Genomic DNA, 19,025 nt, shown 5'->3' with positions numbered 1-19,025 from the left:
TGATAGTCAGCGGTTTTTCATTAATTATAAACAAATTGTTATATTTGGATATGGATGATAAAACCTTGGTTTATAGTACTTATTACAATCCAATGGAGGCAAATATCATTAAAGCCAAATTGGAAGATAGTGGATTTGCCTGTTTCCTGGCCGATGAAAATGTGTCTACCATTCAGCCACTTTATAACCAGGCCATAGGCGGGGTTAAACTTATTGTTTTTGAACGGGATGTGGAAGCCATTAATGCTCTATTGGCGGAAGACAATAGTTTGGATTTTGAATCATCAGATGAAATTGTTGATGAAGAGAAATCAGCTGAAGGTAAAACAGTTTGTGAGAAATGTGAATCTACCAATGTAGGCTATGGCATGGCAACCGATAAAAAATACAGTTTCTGGGCTACCGTATTGGCTTTTTTAACATTTACTATGCCAATTAAAGCCAATAAATGTTATCATTGTTATGATTGCGGTAATGAGTTTGAGTAGATTTAACCCTATCAAGTAATCCTTTATAACGAGGGAGTTTTTAATATTCCTCAGTCACCGTCATGCTGAATTCATTTTACAAGTAGCGCCAGCGTATTCATTTGCCTTGTAGCTACGGCATGGTCAGCATCTTTTCCGCAATATATACCCTGAAATCATTCCGATATTTACCAGACCAGGGTAATGTCTCTGATATACTTCATACTCCGGGGTAAGGGGTTTTTGCAAAAAAAATCCCATTCTGAATAAACAAAACGGGATTATAAGGACGCTGTATAGATTAAAAACCGAAACCTAACGCAATACCAGTGCGAAGACCGAAGCCCTCAATCCCGCCTTTGATATCTGGTTCGTTATTACCTTGAGTGGCTTTATATTTTCCACTGTTGTAACTCGGGCCAAAGAAAATATCAAGTACAAAGCCACTTCCATAAACCCACTGGCGACCCATCAAAGCTCCTCCGCCAAATGAACTGTATTTTCCTTTGTCTGATCCATCGGTAACGGAATAATTCTGGTATCTTAAGAATGGAGCAGCATATAAACCACTTATTGCCCTCTGTTTTAAGTAGAAACGTGCTTCTGGGGTAACCGCAACACCCGTAAATTTAACATCATCCAGTTTCAGGCCAGTATAAGCCAAACCGAGCTGTAACGAAACTCCGTCATTGAGCTTGCGCTCATAAAAAACTGATCCGGTTTTGATGAGGGCACTTAGCGGATTAATTTTAATGGTGTTTTCTGCATCCTGTGCTTTTGCACATAGAAAAGTCGTGGCCATAGCGGCACATAAAAAGAGCTTTTTCATTAATTTGATTAGTTTGTTTGAGCTGTAAAAATAGATTTAATATTCTTGTTTACAAACAAAAAATCCCGTTTTGCCTTAACAAAACGGGATTGATGTTTTTATATCCAGACTCCGGGATCCCGACTCTGGACTTTCTGACTAGTTAAAGCGCGGCTTTTGCAGCAGCTTCAGCCCTGATGATGTTTAATGCGCCACCAGCTTTAAACCAGTCTATTTGTTGCGCATTGTAACTGTGGTTAACAGCAAACTGCTCTGTAGTGCCATCTTCATGGTGTAATACCAGTGTTAATGGCTGATCGGGAGCAAATTCCGTTAAGCCTAAAATATCGATCGTATCACCTTCCAGAATTTTATCGTAATCATCTTTATCGGCAAAAGTTAAGGCCAGCATACCTTGTTTTTTAAGGTTTGTTTCATGGATACGGGCAAAAGATTTTACCAGTACCGCGCGAACACCCAGGTGGCGTGGCTCCATGGCCGCATGTTCACGTGATGAGCCTTCACCATAGTTTTCGTCGCCCACTACAATTGAACCTAAACCAGCAGCCTTATAATCGCGTTGGGTAGCCGGTACCGGGCCATACTCTCCAGTTAATTGGTTTTTAACAGTATCAGTTTTATCATTGAAATAGTTTACCGCACCAATTAACATGTTGTTGGAAATGTTATCCAGGTGACCACGGAATTTTAACCACGGGCCAGCCATCGAAATATGGTCGGTTGTACATTTACCTTTGGCTTTAATTAATAGTTTCAGGCCTTTAAGGTCGGTGCCTTCCCAAGGGGCAAACGGATCTAATAACTGTAAACGGTGGGAAGTTGGCGAAACCAGAACCTGTACCTGTGAGCCATCAGCTGCCGGGGCCTGGAAACCTGCATCTTCTACCGCGAAACCTTTGGTTGGCAATTCGTAACCGGTAGGTGGGTCTAATTTAACTTGTTCCCCTTTATCATTGGTCAGGGTGTCCGTTAATGGGTTAAATCCTAAATTACCCGAAATGGCAATGGCAGCCACCATCTCTGGCGAAGCTACAAACGCATAGGTATTCGGGTTACCATCGGCACGTTTAGCAAAGTTTCTATTAAAGGAATGTACAATGGTATTTTTTTCTGCTTTCTCTGCACCCGTACGGTCCCACATACCGATACATGGTCCGCAGGCATTTGTAAATATCGTTGCATTTAAATCTTCGAAAGTTTTTAAATAACCATCGCGGTCTGCAGTGTAACGCACCTGCTCAGAACCCGGGTTAATACCGAAATCCGCTTTGGTTGTTAAACCTTTTGCAATGGCCTGGTTGGCGATAGAAGCTGCTCTCGATAAATCTTCGTACGAAGAGTTGGTGCAAGAACCAATTAATCCCCATTCTACTTTTAACGGCCATCCATTTTTCCCTGCTTCCGTTTTCATCTGCGAAACAGGGGTAGCTAAATCTGGTGTAAAAGGACCATTTAAGTAGGGTTCTAAAGTATCTAGATCGATCTCGATCACCTGATCGAAATAATTTTCAGGATCGGCATAAACTTCCGGGTCGCCGGTTAAATAAGCAGCAATTTTATTCGCTTCATCTGCCACTTCGTTTCTGTTCGTAGCGCGTAGATAACGCTCCATGCTCTCATCGTAACCGAAAGTAGAAGTAGTTGCGCCAATTTCAGCGCCCATGTTACAAATGGTACCTTTACCGGTACAGCTCATTGAAGTAGCACCATCGCCAAAATATTCTACAATAGCTCCTGTACCGCCTTTTACGGTTAAAATACCAGCTACTTTTAAAATCACATCTTTTGCAGCCGTCCAGCCGTTTAATTTACCAGTTAATTTTACACCAATTAACTTAGGGAATTTTAGTTCCCATGGTAAACCAGCCATTACATCGCAGGCATCCGCACCACCAACACCAATAGCCACCATACCTAAACCACCAGCATTTACGGTGTGCGAGTCGGTACCAATCATCATTCCGCCTGGGAAAGCGTAATTTTCCAGCACAACCTGATGGATAATGCCGGCACCTGGTTTCCAGAAACCGATACCATATTTGTTGGATACAGATGATAAGAAATCAAAAACCTCAGCACTTTCTGTTTTGGCGTGAGGTAAATCTATGGCGGCACCTTCTTTTGCCGTAATCAAGTGATCGCAATGTACTGTCGAAGGCACTGCCACCTGTGGACGCCCAGCTTGCATAAACTGTAATAAAGCCATCTGTGCAGTGGCATCTTGCATGGCTACGCGGTCTGGTGCAAAGTCTACGTAATCAGATCCACGCTTAAATGCTTTTTTAGGATCTCCATCCCAAAGGTGTGCATACAATATTTTTTCAGATAATGTTAAAGGTCTGCTAACAACTTTACGCGCAGCTTCTACGCGGTTACCGAAGTTTGCGTACACCTTTTTAATCATGTCTATATCAAAAGCCATATTTTAATTTTTATAAATTATTAACAATAAGGTACTATCTAAAGTAAACAATTTTAAACAGAATTATTTTTGAGATTTGTCATAATATCTTATTTAAAACCATTCTATGCAATTCTTTATGCAAAGAAAAAGGCTACCAGATTTCTGATAGCCCTAACAAATAATATGCTTTTTTGTTTCTTATTGTTTTGTAGAAATAGGAGTAAACTTAGTTAAGTTGATGCCATCAACTGCTACTTTGTACTCTTCTATGCTTGGAATACGACCTAAGATAGCTGAAAGCACCACAACCGGCGTAGAGGCCAGTAAAGATTCTCCTTTCTTGCCGTCTCTGTCTTCAACCACACGACCCTGAAATAAACGCGTAGAAGTGGCCATTACAGTATCACCTTTAGCGGCTTTCTCCTGGTTACCCATACATAAGTTACAGCCAGGGCGTTCTAAATACATGATATTTTCATATTCAGTACGCGCCAAGCTTTTAGGTAATGCATCACTAAACTCAAATCCAGAGTATTTCTGTAAATATTCCCAGTCGCCTTCTGCTTTCAGTTCATCAATAATATTGTAAGTAGGAGCGGCCACTACCAATGGGGCTTTAAATTCTACCTTACCGGTTTGGTTCTCTACGTTTTTCAATAATTGAGAAACGATTTTTAAATCGTCTTTATGGACCATGCATGAACCTACGAAACCCAGATCTACTTTTTTATCGCCACCGTAATAAGTTAAATTCCTGATGGTATCATGTGTGTACCGTTTAGAAACATCAGCATTATTTACATCCGGGTCGGCAATCATAGGTTCGTTGATTAAATCCAGGTCGATTACTACCTCCGCATAATATTTGGCATTTATATCCGGCATTAAAGCAGGTTTGATACCGGTTTTAATTTCCTCAATGCGTTTGTTTGCTTTGTTGATCAAGCCCTGAAGTACCTGGTTATGGTTGTCCATACCCTTGTCGATCATGATCTGGATACGGTTTTTGGCAATTTCGAGTGATTGGATTAGAGTATCGTCCTGCGAAATACAGATTGATGCTTTTGCCTTCATCTCGGCAGTCCAGTCGGTAAAGGTAAAAGCCTGGTCGGCCAGTAAAGTACCGATATGCACCTCGATAATCCGGCCCTGGAATACGTTTTCGCCATCAAACTGTTGCAGCATCTGCAATTGCGTAGCATGTACCACATCACGGAAATCCATGTGTTCTTTCATGGTACCTTTGAAAGTTACTTTTACGGATTCCGGAATCGGCATAGAGGCTTCGCCGGTGGCCAATGCTAAAGCTACTGTACCAGAATCGGCACCGAATGCCACCCCTTTTGACATACGGGTATGCGAATCGCCACCAATGATGATTGCCCACTCGTCAATCGTGATATCATTTAATACCTTATGGATAACATCAGTCATTGCATGATATTCGCCTTTAGGGTCACGGGCCGTAATCACCCCGAAATCATTCATGAATTTCATCAGTTTAGGGATGTTGGCCTGCGCTTTTTTATCCCAAACAGATGCGGTATGGCAGCCTGACTGATAAGCTCCGTCGACAATCGGCGAAATTACCGTAGCCGCCATCGCTTCTAATTCCTGAGCCGTCATTAAACCGGTAGTATCTTGCGAACCAACAATATTTACTTCTACACGCACATCAGAACCTGCATGTAAAACTTTTCCCGGTGCCAAACCTACGGCGTTTCTGTTAAATATTTTTTCTACTGCTGTTAAGCCCTGACCTTCAACAGATACCTCTTTAGCCGGAGCAAATACAACCGGAGCCTCGATGCCTAAAGTTTTAGCGGCAAAAGTTTGGATTTTTTTACCGAAAACGATCGCGTAAGAGCCGCCTGCTTTGATAAATTCCATTTTTTGAGGCGTTAAAGCTTTTGAAATATCAATCAGTTCCTGGTCTCCGTTATATAATTTTTTGGTTCTGGTGTTAATGGTAAGTACCGTTCCGGTAGCTACTGAATATACTTCTTCTAAAACCGGTTCATCATTTTCATTGCGTACCACATTTCCATTCTCATCGGTTTTCTTTACCCAGTTTTTAAGGTCGATACCAATACCACCTGTTACATCAACTGTAGTTAGGAAAATGGGCGAGATGCCATTGGTGCCACCAACGATTGGTGCAATGTTTACAAATGGCACATAAGGACTTGATCGTTTACCGGTCCAAAGTGCCACGTTGTTTACGCCTGACATGCGGGAAGAACCTACACCCATGGTACCTTTTTCGGCCACCAGCATCACACTTTTATCAGGATGTTGTGCCTGAAGGTCTTTAATAGCCTGTTGCGCCTCTGGTGTAATCATGCATTTACCATGTAGTTCCCGATCAGAACGTGAGTGTGCCTGGTTACCCGGAGATAATAAATCGGTAGAAATATCGCCGATACCTGCAATAAAAGTTACTACTTTAATTTCTTCCGCAACAGGAGGCAATCCGGTAAAGAATTCAGCTTTGGCATAACTTTCTAATATTTCTTTGGCAATGGCATTACCATTTTGGTAAGCCTCTTTTAAACGATCGGTATCGGCATCATACAAAAATACCTGTGTTTTGAGCACATCAGCAGCTTTTTTTGCTTTATCACCATTATCCGCCAAAGCAATATCCAATAAAACTTTAATGGAAGGACCACCTTTCATGTGCGAGAGCAGTTCGAAAGCAAAATCAGGTGTGATTTCTGCAACAACAGTCTCACCTGCTATAATTTCTTTTAAGAACTCGGCTTTAATACCTGCTGCGGCGGTGGTACCCGGCAAGGTATTGTATATGAAAAAATGAACAGCGTCTGCCCGGTTAAAATTATTTACATTTTTGATCTGGTCGATAATTTCGCTCAGTAGTTCGGCGCTATCAATAGGTTTGGGATGAAGACTTTGCGTTTTACGTTCTTCAATCTCCTTAATATAATCGTTATAAATACTCATCTTAGCTATTTAATTCTTTTTGTCGCGAGTTTTGTATATTGAATACACCTCGTCCAAAAGAATTTTGTTAATGTGATTAATTTGTGGTTGCGGGCCAAAAAAGTGAATTTTTCGGATAGAACAAAAATAACAAAAAGCAAGCTTTTTATGGAATTTGAGCGGTCTATTACGTAATTTGGAATTGTTCTAAACTAAGAAAATTTCTGCCAATGGCACCTCGTGAAAGCATAAATCACCTAGAGATCAACTGGATTCATCTTCTGTAAATGACAGTGGTTTGATGAAATGATCAATCCAAACAGATATTACTGTCAACGTTATAGTAAAAGCCTAAATTTTTAGCTTTTACATTTCCAAGGATATCGATGCTCACTCTAAATGCTTCGGTTTTTACGGGACACTTATGGAACCTTGACAGATATAATTCAAATCCTTTTTTGGTTTTCTGATAAGAGCCACCAATATCTCTGCTGTAATCTGCTTCTAAATTGGTGATTTTGGCGAGCAACAGGGCCTCTTCTAAACCATCTATTTTTCCGATGAACCTGATTAATTGTGCCTTATTGGTGACCAATTTCATACTGTCGTTTTCAAGATAAACGATATAAAAATAACCTCGGAATAAGTCGAAATAAAAACCGGATTTCGGTTGATCAAATTTATTGTTCATCAGATGGGAAATATTTCCATGCCCTATTATAATTTCCGTTTCAGGGTGGATTTTACTTTCAAAATCCTGGCGGATGCATGCCCAATATTGATACTTTTTATCCGGACGTATCTTCCTGAACAGATCTTCCGCCAAGTTTAACCCGGCAGGGATTTTTTCAAAGCCTTGCTCGATATCCGGATTACAGGATGTGAACAGGGCGAGAATCAGTGTATAATATTTTAATTTTAGCCAGCGGTTTTGCATATTGGTTTTTAGTTGAAGATGAAGTAAAACCAATCATTCCATAGCCGTTCAATTCCGTACAGTTTTGTCCGTTTTTGAACAGTAGATCGCCGGTGATCTCATTAAAAGCCTGTTTTTGCTTACCAGGTTAGGCCTATATTATTCTGGCATAACAATCGCTAAAGCGTAGCGAAAGTGAAACCCTTTTCGGTAAAATAGGCTAAAACCCTGGGTAATGCATAGGCTAAACGATCAAATGCTTTTAAGCTGTCATGAAAAACAACAATAGAACCGTTTTCGGTATGTTTGATCACATTTTGATAGCATTTTTCGGGCGAAAGATTGATGTCAAAATCGCCGCTGAGCACATCCCACATTACTATTTTGAGTTTGGAGTGTTGAGTTTGGAGTGGTGAGATGTTAAGCGCATTAAACTCCGAACTCCAAGCCCCAAGCTCTAAACTACGAATCTGGCTTTTCTTAATCCTCCCGTAAGGTGGACGAAAGAGATTAGACTGGGTAAGTTCCTGGCATTTTAGCGTGTTTTTGAGATAGGTTTCATCATCGGTTTTCCATCCTTTTAAATGATTAAAAGTGTGGTTACCGATGGCATGCCCGTCGGTTTTTACACGTTCAAAAACTTCGGGATGTTTAACAATATTATCGCCGATGCAAAAAAATGTAGCTTTAGCATTAAATACTTTCAAAGTTTTTAATACAAAATCTGTAACATTGGGTATAGGTCCATCGTCAAAGGTCAGATAAATGACTTTTTCGGTACGCGATTTATTCCATAATAATGATGGATAATACCATTTTAGCAGAAGCGGTGATTTGATCAGGTACATGTACGCCAAAGTTAGTAAATGCCTGAACAGATTGAAATGATTAAAGTTGTTTATATAGAATTGAAACAAATGATGAAGATGTTTACCCATAAAAAGTTAATTACCGGATCTGCGTTGCTAGTGGCATTAAGTTTTAGTCAGCAAATTAGGGCTCAGGAAGTGATCAGCATCGAAAAAGCGGTCGAAAATACGTTAAAAAATAATTTAAACATCAAACAAGCCGCATTTAATGCCGCCATCAGCGAAGAAAATGTGCGCCAGTCTAAAAATGCTTTATTGCCTGCTGTAAATGGATCTGTTAACCAATCTATGCAATGGGGAAGGAGCCAGGTAACATCAGGGTTGTTTTTAAATACTCAGAATTATAGCTTAAGTCCAAATGTTTCTGCCAATATGCAGTTATTTGGAGGCGGTGCGCTAATAAATCAAATCAGGCAGAATAAGTTATTGTTGGCTGTAGATCAAACCAATGTAGAAAAGGTTAAAAACGATCTGATATTGCAGGTGGTAACGGCTTACCTGCAGGTTTTAAATAACCAGGATCAGGTTAAGGCTACACAGCAACAATTGGAAGTGGCCAATGCTACTTTAAAAAGAGAGCAGGCGCTTTTAGACGTTGGTAATAAAACGCTGGCTGATATTTCACAGGCCAAATCGCAGGCGGCAACTGCTGAACTTAATTTAACTAATGCGCAGAACCAACTGACGATATCTTATTTAACTTTAGGGCAGTTAATGGAAATTCAGCCGCCCATGACCTTTAAAGTACAGCCGCCATTGGTTGACGAAATGAACAATATTCAGAATACTTATGTGCCAAGTGATATTTACAACCAGGCCTTAAATAGCTTTCCGGACATTAAATTGGCAAACTTAAATACAAAAGCAGCAGAAAAAGCCATTGATGTGGCTAAAGGCAGTTATTACCCGAAGGTGAGCTTTGGAGGAGGTTTAGGCTCGTTCTATCAATACCAGTTTGCTTTACCTGGAAATACTCCATTTTTCAATCAGTTATCAGATAACTTCGGTAAATCTATCAATATGGGTATTTCTATTCCTATCTTTAATGGTTTTACCACCCGCTCAACGGTTAGAAAGGCTAAGATTGTATTTCAGCAACGGAAAACCGATGAGCAGATTGCTAAAAATAATCTGATCAAAGTAATCAATCAGGCGGTTGCCGATTTGAATGCTGCACAAAGCAGGTATTCATCTACTCAAAATGCTTTTCAGGCCCAGAAGGATGCTTTTTATGTGATCGAGCAGCGTTATGCCGTTGGCTTAGTAAATTCATTAGATTATAGTACAGCGCAAACCAATAGAAATAAAGCCGAAATAGATTTTATTCTGGCCAAGTACGATTTACTGTTCCGTGCTAAGGTAATTGATTATTATCTAGGCAAACAGATTGTTTTTTAAGGCTAAAGCTAAAAGCAGAAAGACCAAAGGTTAAAGCTAAAAACTAAAGCTGAAAGGATAGCCAGCATCATAACCTTTCAACCCTCAAACATTACAACATTATCGAAACAAACGAAATACAATATAAATTATGAAACTGAAGCATATTATTATTACCGTAGTTGCTATCGTAGTCCTTCTGGTGGTGTTAAAACTGGCAGGAGTGATCGGTGGGAATAAAACCGAAAAAGTAACTACAGAGAAAGCATCAGATAAAACTGTTGTGGAAACAGTTACAGCAAGTGGAAAAATCCAGCCAGAAACCGAGGTTAAATTAAGCTCGGAAGTATCTGGTGAGGTGGTAGAATTAAAAGTAAAAGAAGGTGACATTGTTAAAGCGGGCCAATTGCTTTGTAAAGTACGTCCGGATGTATTACAATCGGGTTACGAAAGAACCGTGGCCACATTTAACGCGCAGAAAGCCAGCGTAGCTGCAGCGCAACAACAACTTGCTCAAAACCAGGCTAATTTTGTAAATGCAGAAGCCACATACAAACGTAATGTGGAACTTTTTAATAAAAAGGTAATTTCAGCTTCAGAATTCGATGCTGCCAAAGCGGCATTTTTAACCGCCAAAGCCAATTTAGCCAGTGCCAAAGAAAATGTAACAGGCGCCAAATTTACTTTAGAGCAAACCGGTGCAAATGTTAAGGAAGCGGGGGCAAACTTAGCTAAAACCACTATTTACGCACCGGTTGATGGGGTAGTTTCCAAATTGTCAATTGAGCTAGGCGACCGTATTTTGGGAACTTCGCAAATGGCAGGTACTGAAATTATGCGTATTTCGAACTTATCCTCAATGGAGGTGAATGTTGATGTAAACGAGAATGACATTACCCGTGTTAAAATCGGCGATAAAGCTTCTATCGAAGTGGATGCCTTTTCTGACAAAAAATTCAGGGGCGTGGTTACCGAAATTGCGAGTTCATCAACCGCTGTTGGAACTACTGCATCAACATCTGTTGACCAGGTAACCAACTTTTCAGTAAAAATCCGGATTACCGAAGAAATGGAAGGTAAACAACAATCCATTTTTCGCCCGGGCATGTCGGCAACCGTTGATATAGAAAGCGAATCGTTAACCGGATTGGCCATCCCGATCCAGGCGGTGTTTACCGATAATGCGAAATCTGGTGGAAGCAACAGTAACCAGGGCAGCGAGGAAAATACCGATAAACAGAAGTCAAAACTAACTGATAAAAAGGTAAAGCAATATGTTTATACTTATGATGCCAAAAGCAAAAAAGTTAAAAAAACAGAGGTAACTACCGGTATCCAGAACGATCAGTATATCATCGTAAAATCGGGTATTAAAGCTGGTGAGGAAATTGTAACCGGCCCGTATTCGGCCATTCAAAACAAATTGAAAGACGGTATGGTCGTAGAAAAAACAGCTAAAGACCAATTGTTTAGCAAAGACGGTAAAAAGTAGCCATTTGAGGTGTAAGGTTAAAGGTTTGAGGCGTAGGCTTTTGCCTGTCTGCCTCACACTTTTGTCGTAAATATCTGTAAGAAATAGTAACTTGCCGTCTTTAAGGTGTATTCCTAAGGTTAGGGTGTAAGGTTTAGGGTTTAAAGTATCAGTTTTAAACCTTAATTCTTACACCTTTTGCCTTACACCTTTTACCTTAAACCTTTTCTATAATCATGGTGCCTAAAATAGCAATGATAGGGGGCGGGAGCTGGGCTACTGCCATTGTTAAAATGCTTGCAGATAATTTGTCTGAGAAAGAGATTTTTTGGTGGATGCGTAATGAAACAGCCATTGAGCACATCAAAAAATTTAAGCATAATCCGCATTACCTCAGTTCTGTGGAGCTAAAGCTGAATCAGGACCATATCTCGTCCGATATCCGTTCGATTATAGAATCAGCTGATTTTGTCATTTTAAATGTACCGGCAGCATTTTTAAAAGAGACTCTCTCCACTATAACCCCTGAAGATTTAAAAGGAAAAAAAATAGTATCCGCCATTAAGGGCATTGTGCCGGAAGATAACCTGATTATCGGCGAATTTCTGCACGAGAAATATAATATCCCCTATCATGATATTCTGGTGGTAAGCGGTCCCTGCCACGCCGAAGAGGTAGCCTTTGAAAAACTATCTTACCTTACCATAGCTTGTACCGATGTAGAAAAAGCAGCTGCATTTGCCTCTCTTTTAAGTACACGCTATATCAAAACCAATGTTTCTGACGATATTTTCGGTACCGAATACGCTGCGGTTTTAAAAAATATTTACGCGGTAGCAAGTGGTATTTGCCATGGCTTAGGTTATGGCGATAACTTTCAGGCTGTGCTGATTAGTAATGCCATAAGTGAAATGAAGCGCTTTGTAGATGTGGTTCACCCAATAGACCGCGACATTAAGGAATCAGCTTATCTGGGTGATTTGCTGGTTACGGCTTATTCGCAGTTTAGCCGCAACCGTACCTTTGGTAATATGGTAGGCAAAGGTTATACCGTAAAATCGGCACAGTTAGAAATGAACATGGTTGCCGAAGGTTATTATGCAGCGAAATGCATGCACATCAAAAATCAGGAGTATCATGTAGATATGCCCATTTGTAAGGCTGTTCATAACATTATTTACGAGAAACGGTCTCCCCAGATTGAAATGAAGTTATTAGCCGAAAAGCTGAGTTAACCCAGCTAAGCGTTGTATATCACATTAGATCGGGAATTTCAGTCATAAAACAATTTTTAAGCAGTCGTCACCTTTTTTCTATGAATTTTAGACGGCGATGCTAATGCCAGGCCGGGAATACGATAATGATCTTTAATCGTTGCTACCATTCCTGCGCTTCTAAAAAGAATAAAAGTGATTTGTAAATCAGGGTTTGCAGCGTTTGGGTCAGTGCAGTCCTTCTTTCCGCTATTATCTTTTTGTGAGGATTTGGTGGGAATACGTTGGTTTGTGCAGCAAAAAGGATAGCCGCTTCAATAAGGTTTATTGAGAGGGGGCGGTTAAAGAAACCAAGAACCTAAGCAACGCTTTGTAATATTGTTAGCCATCTTGCACTTTTTTCTCTTGCACTAACTGCATTTCTAGCCCTGGGCGCAGCGGCATCCCTGTAGCGCAGCGAAAGGATATAGCGGAGCACGGGAACCGACTTTAATCGTTGCTACAGTCCTTGCGCTCCGAAAAAGAATAAACATGTTTTGAAAGCAGGTTTCTTTGCTTTTGGGTTAGTGCAGTCCTTCTTTCCGCTATTATCTTTTTGCGAAGGTTTAGTGGTAAAACATTCAGGTTTGTGTAGCAAAAAGGATAGCCGCTTCAATAAGGTTTATCGAACAGGGGCAGTTCAAGAAACTAAGTAACGCTTTGTAATATTGTTAGCCATCTTGCACTTTTTTCTCTTGCACTAACTGCGTTTCTAGCCCTGGGCGTAGCGGCATCCCCGAAGCGCAGCGGAGGGATATAGCGAAGCACGGGAAAAGGCTTTAATCGTTGTCACTGCACTTGCGCTCCAAAAGAAGCATAATTTTCTGTTTTGTAAAGCAGGTTTCTATGCCTGTCGGTTAGTGTATTCCTTCTTTCCGCTATTATCTTTTTGCGAAAGTTTAGTGGGAACATTTGGGTTTGTGCAGCAAAAAGGATAGCCGCTTCAATAAGGTTTATGGAACAGGAGACAGTTCAAGAAACCAAGAACCTAAGTAAGGCTTTGTAATATTGTTAGCCATCTTGCACTTTTTTCTCTTGCACTAACTGCGTTTCTAGCCCTGGGCGTAGCGGCATCCCCGAAGCGCAGCGGAGGGATATAGCGAAGCACGGGAAAAGGCTTTAATCGTTGTCACTGCACTTGCGCTCCAAAAGAAGCATAATTTTCTGTTTTGTAAAGCAGCTTTCTATGCCTGTCGGTTAGTATAGTCCTTCTTTCCGCTATTATCTTTTTGCGAAGGTTTAGTGGGAACATTTGGGTTTGTGCAGCAAAAAGGTTAGCCGCTTCAATAAGGTTTATCGAACAGGGGGCAGTTCAAGAAACCAAGAACCTAAGTAAGGCTTTGTAATATTGTTAGCCATCTTGCACTTTTTTCTCTTGCACTAACTGCGTTTCTAGCCTTGGGCGTAGCGGCATCCCCGAAGCGCAGCGAAGGGATATAGCGGAGCACGGGAACAGGCTTTAACCGTTGTTATTGTCCTTGCGCTCCAAAAAAAAACATGTTTTTTGCTCCTCCATGATATGCCCATCTTTATCGGATTCTACTTTATCTGCCTAGAAAATAATATTTAAAACTTTATTTCTATTCATGTAACAGAAATAAAACAAATGTTACCATCAACTGTTATCAGTTAAATAAAAAATATAGCTGTCATGAAAAAGAAATTAGTAATGGGTTTATTAGCAATGGCCTTAACTGGCGGTGTAACCCTTAGCGTAAATGCACAAGAGAAAAAAACTGAAGTGGGTAAAGCATTAGACAAAACCGGAAAAGCCATCGGTAAAGGTGCTAAATCAGTAGGTAATAAAACAGCTGAGGTTGCCGTAAAAGGTAGTTCAAAAGTGGCTGATAAAACCTGGAAAGGTAAAATGGCACCAGATGGTTCTGATGTTTATATCAATGGAAAAAACGAAAAATATTATGTAAACGCTAAAGGTGCCAAAATTTGGTTAAAACCAAGCCAGATTAGAAACAGACCAGCGTCTAAAAATTAAGTTCTAACGAAAAATCCCGGGCTAAGATCGGGATTTTTTGCGTAAAGAGCTTTTTGTTGCTCAACAACTATGAAATTTTCAACCTGAAAATAGTATCCAGATAAGAATTGTTTCCTGTTTGAAATTCTTTCGGCGCTTCTATCTTATCAATTAATAATTTATCTACTATATTGTTGGTTACTTTTAAGTTGAGTTCGTAGAGCATATTATCGCCGAGCTTTAAGTAAAAAGTTTGATCAGGGCTTTTGGCTAAATAGGGTATTTCGTTCGAAATAAGCTGGTAGTAATCCAATTTCAGATTCGCAGTATAAGTAAATGGCTGACGTATTTCAAAACTGATCGGTTTGACCACATTGTTGGCATCTCTGGCAAAAAGCTGTATCCGGGTTTTGTCAAAGTAACCCGTTGTTTTTGGGTTGAGTAAATCAACATCTGCCTTGTTTTTGATCACCAGGCTCAAAGGTGGAGGACTTACTGGCGAACAGGCACACAATCCGCCGCCACCAACATTTTCTTTTTTGCATCCTAAATTAATAATGAATAGGAGGGAGAGAACAATTAAAATTTTTTTCATGGTTTTCCGGTTTTTGACTTAAACGGAAAAAACTGTTTTTTCGCTACAAAATACGGTAAATATTAAAAAAAAAGTCCCGAAAGTTAGCTTTCGGGACTTTTTTCGATTATTTTTTATTACACGATCGTTCCGTATAAATCGAAATCTTCTGCTCGGTCAACTTTTACCTGTACAAAGCTTCCATTGGCTGCGTAACCTGTTGCCGCATCTATTAACACTTCATTATCAACCTCTGGTGAGTCAAATTCGGTCCTGCCTACAAAGAAATCTCCTTCTTTTTTATCCACCAGTACTTTAAACGTTTTGCCCACTTTCTCCTGGTTAATATCAAATGAAATGCCTTGCTGTATTTCCATGATCTCATCAACCCTTTGTTGTTTTACTTCTTCAGGCACATCATCGATCAAAGTATGGGCATGTGTTTTTTCTTCATGTGAGTAAGTAAAGCAGCCCAAACGATCAAATCTGGTTTCGGCAACCCATGCCGCCATTTCTTCAAAGTCGCGTTCTGTTTCACCTGGATAACCGCATATTAATGTGGTCCGCATGGCAATATTTGGCACTTTATCCCTAATCTGGTTAACCAGATCGATGGTTTTTTGCTTGGTTGTGCCACGGCGCATCGATTTTAACATGTTATCGGTAATGTGCTGTAACGGCATATCCAGATACTTACAGATATTATCGCGCTCATTCATGGCATCTAAAATCTCCATCGGGAAACCAGATGGATAGGCGTATTGTAAGCGGATCCACTCAATACCGGGTACGTCCGACAAACGGCGCATCAACTCATCCAACTTACGCACGCCATAAAGATCTAAGCCATAATAAGTAAGATCCTGTGCAATTAAAATCAGTTCTTTGGTGCCGTTTTTGGCCAGTATTTTGGCTTCATTAACCAATTCTTCCATGGGTTTGCTCATGTGTTTGCCACGCATCAACGGGATGGCACAGAACGAGCATGGACGGTTACAGCCTTCTGCAATTTTGAAGTAAGCAAAATGTGATGGGGTGGTGAGCAAACGTTCGCCAATCAGCTCATGTTTGTAATTAGCACCCAGCTCATGCAAAATATTTTGTAAATCGTTGGTGCCAAAAAAGGCATCAACGTTGGTAATTTCCGATTCCAGCTCAGGTTTGTAACGTTCAGATAGGCAACCTGTAACCACTACCTTACCAATTTTACCGGCTTCTTTCAGCTCACTGAACTGCAGAATGGTATCAATGGATTCTTGTTTGGCATTATCAATAAAACCGCAGGTATTAATTACCACAATATCATCTTTACCCATTTTGTCTGATTCGTGAGTAACATTGAGGTTGTTGCCGCGCAACTGGCCCATCAATACTTCCGAATCGTATATGTTTTTGGAACAGCCTAAGGTAATCACATTGATTTTAGGTTGTTTGATGGTTGTTTTTTTTATTGTTTTGGTATTCATGTTATGTGTGATAGCACCGATATAAAATGATTACACCGATTAGCTGAGCACCGATGATATATTTAAACGGACAGTCGTTTTACTTCGCATTTTGTGTTGCCAAAGTTAATCAATAATCCTGTTTTAATTTTGCTGGCTTTTAAGTATGATATAAGTTGACTTTGAAATAACTTTGGTTGGTATCCCGTCACGGATTTCAATTCTACAATCACTCTATCTTCAACAAAAAGATCGCATCTGAATTTCCCAATAATAATATGCTCAAATATTACATTAAATTCCTTTTCTGCAATGAAGTTTAAACTTGCTTGCCGGAGTTTAATTTTTAATGCATTCGCATAAATTTTCTCTAAAAAGCCTGGGCTAAGTGATTATGAACTTCATAACAGCAGCCTATAATCTTTTGTGTTAGCGTATCTTTTTCATATTCGATCATACCTAAATCTATATAAAAATCTGTGAAATCCACTAATCGGTGTAATCCCCTAAATCAGTGGAATCATACACGAAGTGCTACTTAAACAAACTATTCACAAAATCCTTTTTATCAAAGAGTTGCAAGTCGTTTATTTTCTCACCTACGCCAATATATTTAACCGGAATTTTAAACTGATCAGAAATGCCAATTACCACACCGCCTTTCGCCGTCCCATCTAATTTGGTAACGGCTAATGCATTTACGTCGGTAGCTTCGGTAAACTGTTTGCATTGCTCAAAGGCATTTTGCCCGGTAGAGGCGTCCAATACCAATAAAATTTCGTGCGGTGCACCCGGTACTACCTTTTGCATCACCTGTTTAATTTTGCCAAGTTCGTTCATCAAACCGATTTTGTTGTGTAAACGTCCGGCCGTATCGATAATCACTACATCTTCGCCATTTGCCACGGCCGATTGCAGGGTATCAAAAGCAACCGAAGCGGGATCAGAACCCATAGCCTGTGCCACCACCCTTACCCCAACACGTTCGCCCCAAAGTTTAATCTGGTCAACGGCTGCAGCTCTAAAAGTATCGGCTGCACCCAAAACAACCTTTAACCCGGATTCTTTTAGTTTGTGGGCCAGTTTACCAATGGTAGTGGTTTTACCCACGCCATTTACGCCCACTACCATGATTACATAAGGTTTATGATCGCCATATTCGAACTGACGGAAATCATTGCTGTTGTTTTCGGACAACAGTAATTGAATTTCATCACGCAGGATAAAGTTTAATTCAGAAGTATTAAGGTATTTATCTTTGGCCACACGCTCTTCAATGCGTTTGATGATTTTTAAGGTGGTGCTTACACCCACATCAGAGGTAACCAAAACCTCTTCCAGATTATCGAGTACTTCATCATCAACAGAAGATTTTCCTGCTACGGCTTTGGTAATTTTGTTAAAGAAACCGTCTTTGGTTTTCTCTAAACCTTTATCCAGCGCTTCCTGGGCTTCAGGTGCAGTTTCTTTCTTTTTGAAAAAATCGAATAAACCCATATCTAAAATTTGATATAACAAAAAAAGCCCTTCCGGTTAAAGCGGAACGGCCTGTAATATTTTATGTTAAAAAATATTAACCTTATTTAGATGCGATAGCATCTTTTACGTGGTCGTTATGTACGATAAGTTCTTTGAATGAGTAAGCACCTGTTTTTGGTGATTTTACCATTGTAATCACTTTCGAATATTCTTTACCTGTACCTGTTTTAAGGGTTGCAACTACTTTCTTTGCCATGTTCTTATAATTTTATTAGATTTGAGATATCAGACATTAGATATGAGACTTGCAAATGCTTTAGTCTCTAAACTTTGGTCTTTTATCTTAACCTATTTAATCTCTTTATGTACGGTTACTTTTCTCAATACTGGATTGAATTTTTTCAATTCTAATCTTTCAGTCGTATTTTTACGGTTTTTGGTAGAAATATATCTAGACATACCTGGCATGCCACTTTCTTTATGTTCAGTACATTCTAAAATAACCTGAACTCTGTTACCTTTTTTTGCCATTTTAATATAAATTGAAAACTGTTAATCTCAACAGTTAATGTTTTTTACAAAAATCCTTTTTTTACGAAACGGTTAATTGCTTCGCTGATGCCCACTTTATTGATGGTTTTAATCGCTGAAGTAGAAACTTTCAACGTAATCCAACGGTTTTCTTCAGGGATATAAAATTTCTGAAGTTGTAGGTTTGGGTAAAATTTGCGTTTGGTTTTAACGTTCGAGTGAGAAACGTTGTTACCTACCATTGCTTTTTTTCCTGTTAAATCACAAACTCTTGACATGACTTGTAAATATAGTTGTTAATATCGTCCGCTTAATTTTTTTAAGAGTGTGCAAATATCTGAATAATAATTGTAAACAGCAATAGCCTAGCTAATTATTTTTTACAATTAATATTAAAAGGCGGTAAGGGTCAATGCCATGTTTCTTATCGGGAATATTTGAATCATCAAATCTCAGAGATAAATAATTTTCTGAACATATGGTCTCTATTTTGAT

The 19,025-nt window shown here is 39.7% G+C and carries 16 protein-coding genes and 1 pseudogene; 5 read left to right on the top strand and 12 right to left on the bottom strand.

Going from position 1 to position 19,025, the window contains the following annotated elements; translation table 11 throughout:
* Positions 1 to 50 precede the first annotated feature (50 nt).
* A complete protein-coding gene (locus ACK1I8_RS14570) occupies positions 51 to 488 on the top strand; it encodes a DUF2007 domain-containing protein (protein ID WP_412466086.1) in 438 nt (145 codons plus the stop codon).
* Between the two features lie 280 nt (positions 489 to 768).
* Here the strand turns inward: ACK1I8_RS14570 and ACK1I8_RS14565 are convergent, their stop codons facing one another.
* The 5 genes from ACK1I8_RS14565 to ACK1I8_RS14545 form a co-directional block, all read right to left on the bottom strand.
* Positions 769 to 1,296, bottom strand: coding sequence for a DUF3575 domain-containing protein (locus ACK1I8_RS14565; RefSeq protein ID WP_412466085.1), 528 nt, complete (start codon positions 1,294 to 1,296; stop codon positions 769 to 771).
* A 142-nt stretch (positions 1,297 to 1,438) separates the two neighbouring features.
* A complete protein-coding gene (locus tag ACK1I8_RS14560) occupies positions 1,439 to 3,718 on the bottom strand; it encodes an aconitate hydratase (RefSeq protein ID WP_412466084.1) in 2,280 nt (759 codons plus the stop codon).
* Positions 3,719 to 3,898: 180 nt separating this feature from the next.
* The gene (locus tag ACK1I8_RS14555; protein ID WP_412466083.1) at positions 3,899 to 6,664 is read right to left on the bottom strand and encodes a bifunctional aconitate hydratase 2/2-methylisocitrate dehydratase; all 2,766 of its coding nucleotides are present in this window, start codon (positions 6,662 to 6,664) and stop codon (positions 3,899 to 3,901) included.
* Positions 6,665 to 6,953: 289 nt separating this feature from the next.
* Complete coding sequence (locus ACK1I8_RS14550) at positions 6,954 to 7,580, bottom strand: hypothetical protein (protein WP_412466082.1); 627 nt, start codon at positions 7,578 to 7,580, stop codon at positions 6,954 to 6,956.
* Positions 7,581 to 7,738: 158 nt separating this feature from the next.
* Positions 7,739 to 8,407 carry a polysaccharide deacetylase family protein gene (locus ACK1I8_RS14545; RefSeq protein ID WP_412466081.1) on the bottom strand — a complete coding sequence of 223 codons (669 nt, stop codon included), beginning with the start codon at positions 8,405 to 8,407 and terminating at the stop codon, positions 7,739 to 7,741.
* An 18-nt stretch (positions 8,408 to 8,425) separates the two neighbouring features.
* On the opposite strand from ACK1I8_RS14545, the gene ACK1I8_RS14540 reads away from it, so the two are divergent.
* From ACK1I8_RS14540 to ACK1I8_RS14525, 4 genes are all read left to right on the top strand, one after another.
* The gene (locus ACK1I8_RS14540; protein ID WP_412466080.1) at positions 8,426 to 9,826 is read left to right on the top strand and encodes a TolC family protein; all 1,401 of its coding nucleotides are present in this window, start codon (positions 8,426 to 8,428) and stop codon (positions 9,824 to 9,826) included.
* Positions 9,827 to 9,956: 130 nt separating this feature from the next.
* Entirely contained in the window at positions 9,957 to 11,297 is a 1,341-nt protein-coding gene (locus ACK1I8_RS14535; protein WP_412466079.1) for an efflux RND transporter periplasmic adaptor subunit, read from the top strand.
* Positions 11,298 to 11,512: 215 nt separating this feature from the next.
* Positions 11,513 to 12,511, top strand: coding sequence for an NAD(P)H-dependent glycerol-3-phosphate dehydrogenase (locus ACK1I8_RS14530; protein ID WP_412466078.1), 999 nt, complete (start codon positions 11,513 to 11,515; stop codon positions 12,509 to 12,511).
* Between the two features lie 1,669 nt (positions 12,512 to 14,180).
* On the top strand, positions 14,181 to 14,522 hold the full coding sequence (locus ACK1I8_RS14525) for a hypothetical protein (protein ID WP_412466077.1): 342 nt from the start codon (positions 14,181 to 14,183) through the stop codon (positions 14,520 to 14,522).
* Positions 14,523 to 14,589: 67 nt separating this feature from the next.
* On the opposite strand, the gene ACK1I8_RS14520 is transcribed toward ACK1I8_RS14525, so the two are convergent.
* The 7 genes and pseudogenes from ACK1I8_RS14520 to rpmB form a co-directional block, all read right to left on the bottom strand.
* A complete protein-coding gene (locus ACK1I8_RS14520; protein WP_412466076.1) occupies positions 14,590 to 15,096 on the bottom strand; it encodes a hypothetical protein in 507 nt (168 codons plus the stop codon).
* A gap of 116 nt (positions 15,097 to 15,212) precedes the next feature.
* Positions 15,213 to 16,541 carry a 30S ribosomal protein S12 methylthiotransferase RimO gene (gene rimO, locus ACK1I8_RS14515; protein ID WP_412466075.1) on the bottom strand — a complete coding sequence of 443 codons (1,329 nt, stop codon included), beginning with the start codon at positions 16,539 to 16,541 and terminating at the stop codon, positions 15,213 to 15,215.
* Between the two features lie 62 nt (positions 16,542 to 16,603).
* A pseudogene (locus ACK1I8_RS14510) lies at positions 16,604 to 16,897 on the bottom strand (GxxExxY protein); the annotation flags it as partial.
* A gap of 157 nt (positions 16,898 to 17,054) precedes the next feature.
* Positions 17,055 to 18,017, bottom strand: coding sequence for a signal recognition particle-docking protein FtsY (ftsY, locus tag ACK1I8_RS14505; protein ID WP_412469378.1), 963 nt, complete (start codon positions 18,015 to 18,017; stop codon positions 17,055 to 17,057).
* An 82-nt stretch (positions 18,018 to 18,099) separates the two neighbouring features.
* Positions 18,100 to 18,255, bottom strand: a complete 156-nt coding sequence (locus ACK1I8_RS14500) for a DUF4295 domain-containing protein (RefSeq protein ID WP_010599808.1) — start codon at positions 18,253 to 18,255, stop codon at positions 18,100 to 18,102.
* Positions 18,256 to 18,347: 92 nt separating this feature from the next.
* Positions 18,348 to 18,530 (bottom strand): 50S ribosomal protein L33, encoded by a 183-nt coding sequence (gene rpmG, locus ACK1I8_RS14495; RefSeq protein WP_010599807.1) that lies wholly within the window; start codon positions 18,528 to 18,530, stop codon positions 18,348 to 18,350.
* A gap of 44 nt (positions 18,531 to 18,574) precedes the next feature.
* On the bottom strand, positions 18,575 to 18,808 hold the full coding sequence (gene rpmB, locus ACK1I8_RS14490) for a 50S ribosomal protein L28 (RefSeq protein WP_025145121.1): 234 nt from the start codon (positions 18,806 to 18,808) through the stop codon (positions 18,575 to 18,577).
* Between the last annotated feature and the right edge of the window lie 217 nt (positions 18,809 to 19,025).

The organism is Pedobacter sp. KLB.chiD (assembly GCF_047040275.1).
Taxonomy (GTDB): Bacteria; Bacteroidota; Bacteroidia; order Sphingobacteriales; family Sphingobacteriaceae; genus Pedobacter.
The sequence above is the reverse complement of the archived record's forward strand: the minus strand, read 5'-3'. Positions and strand labels throughout refer to the sequence as shown.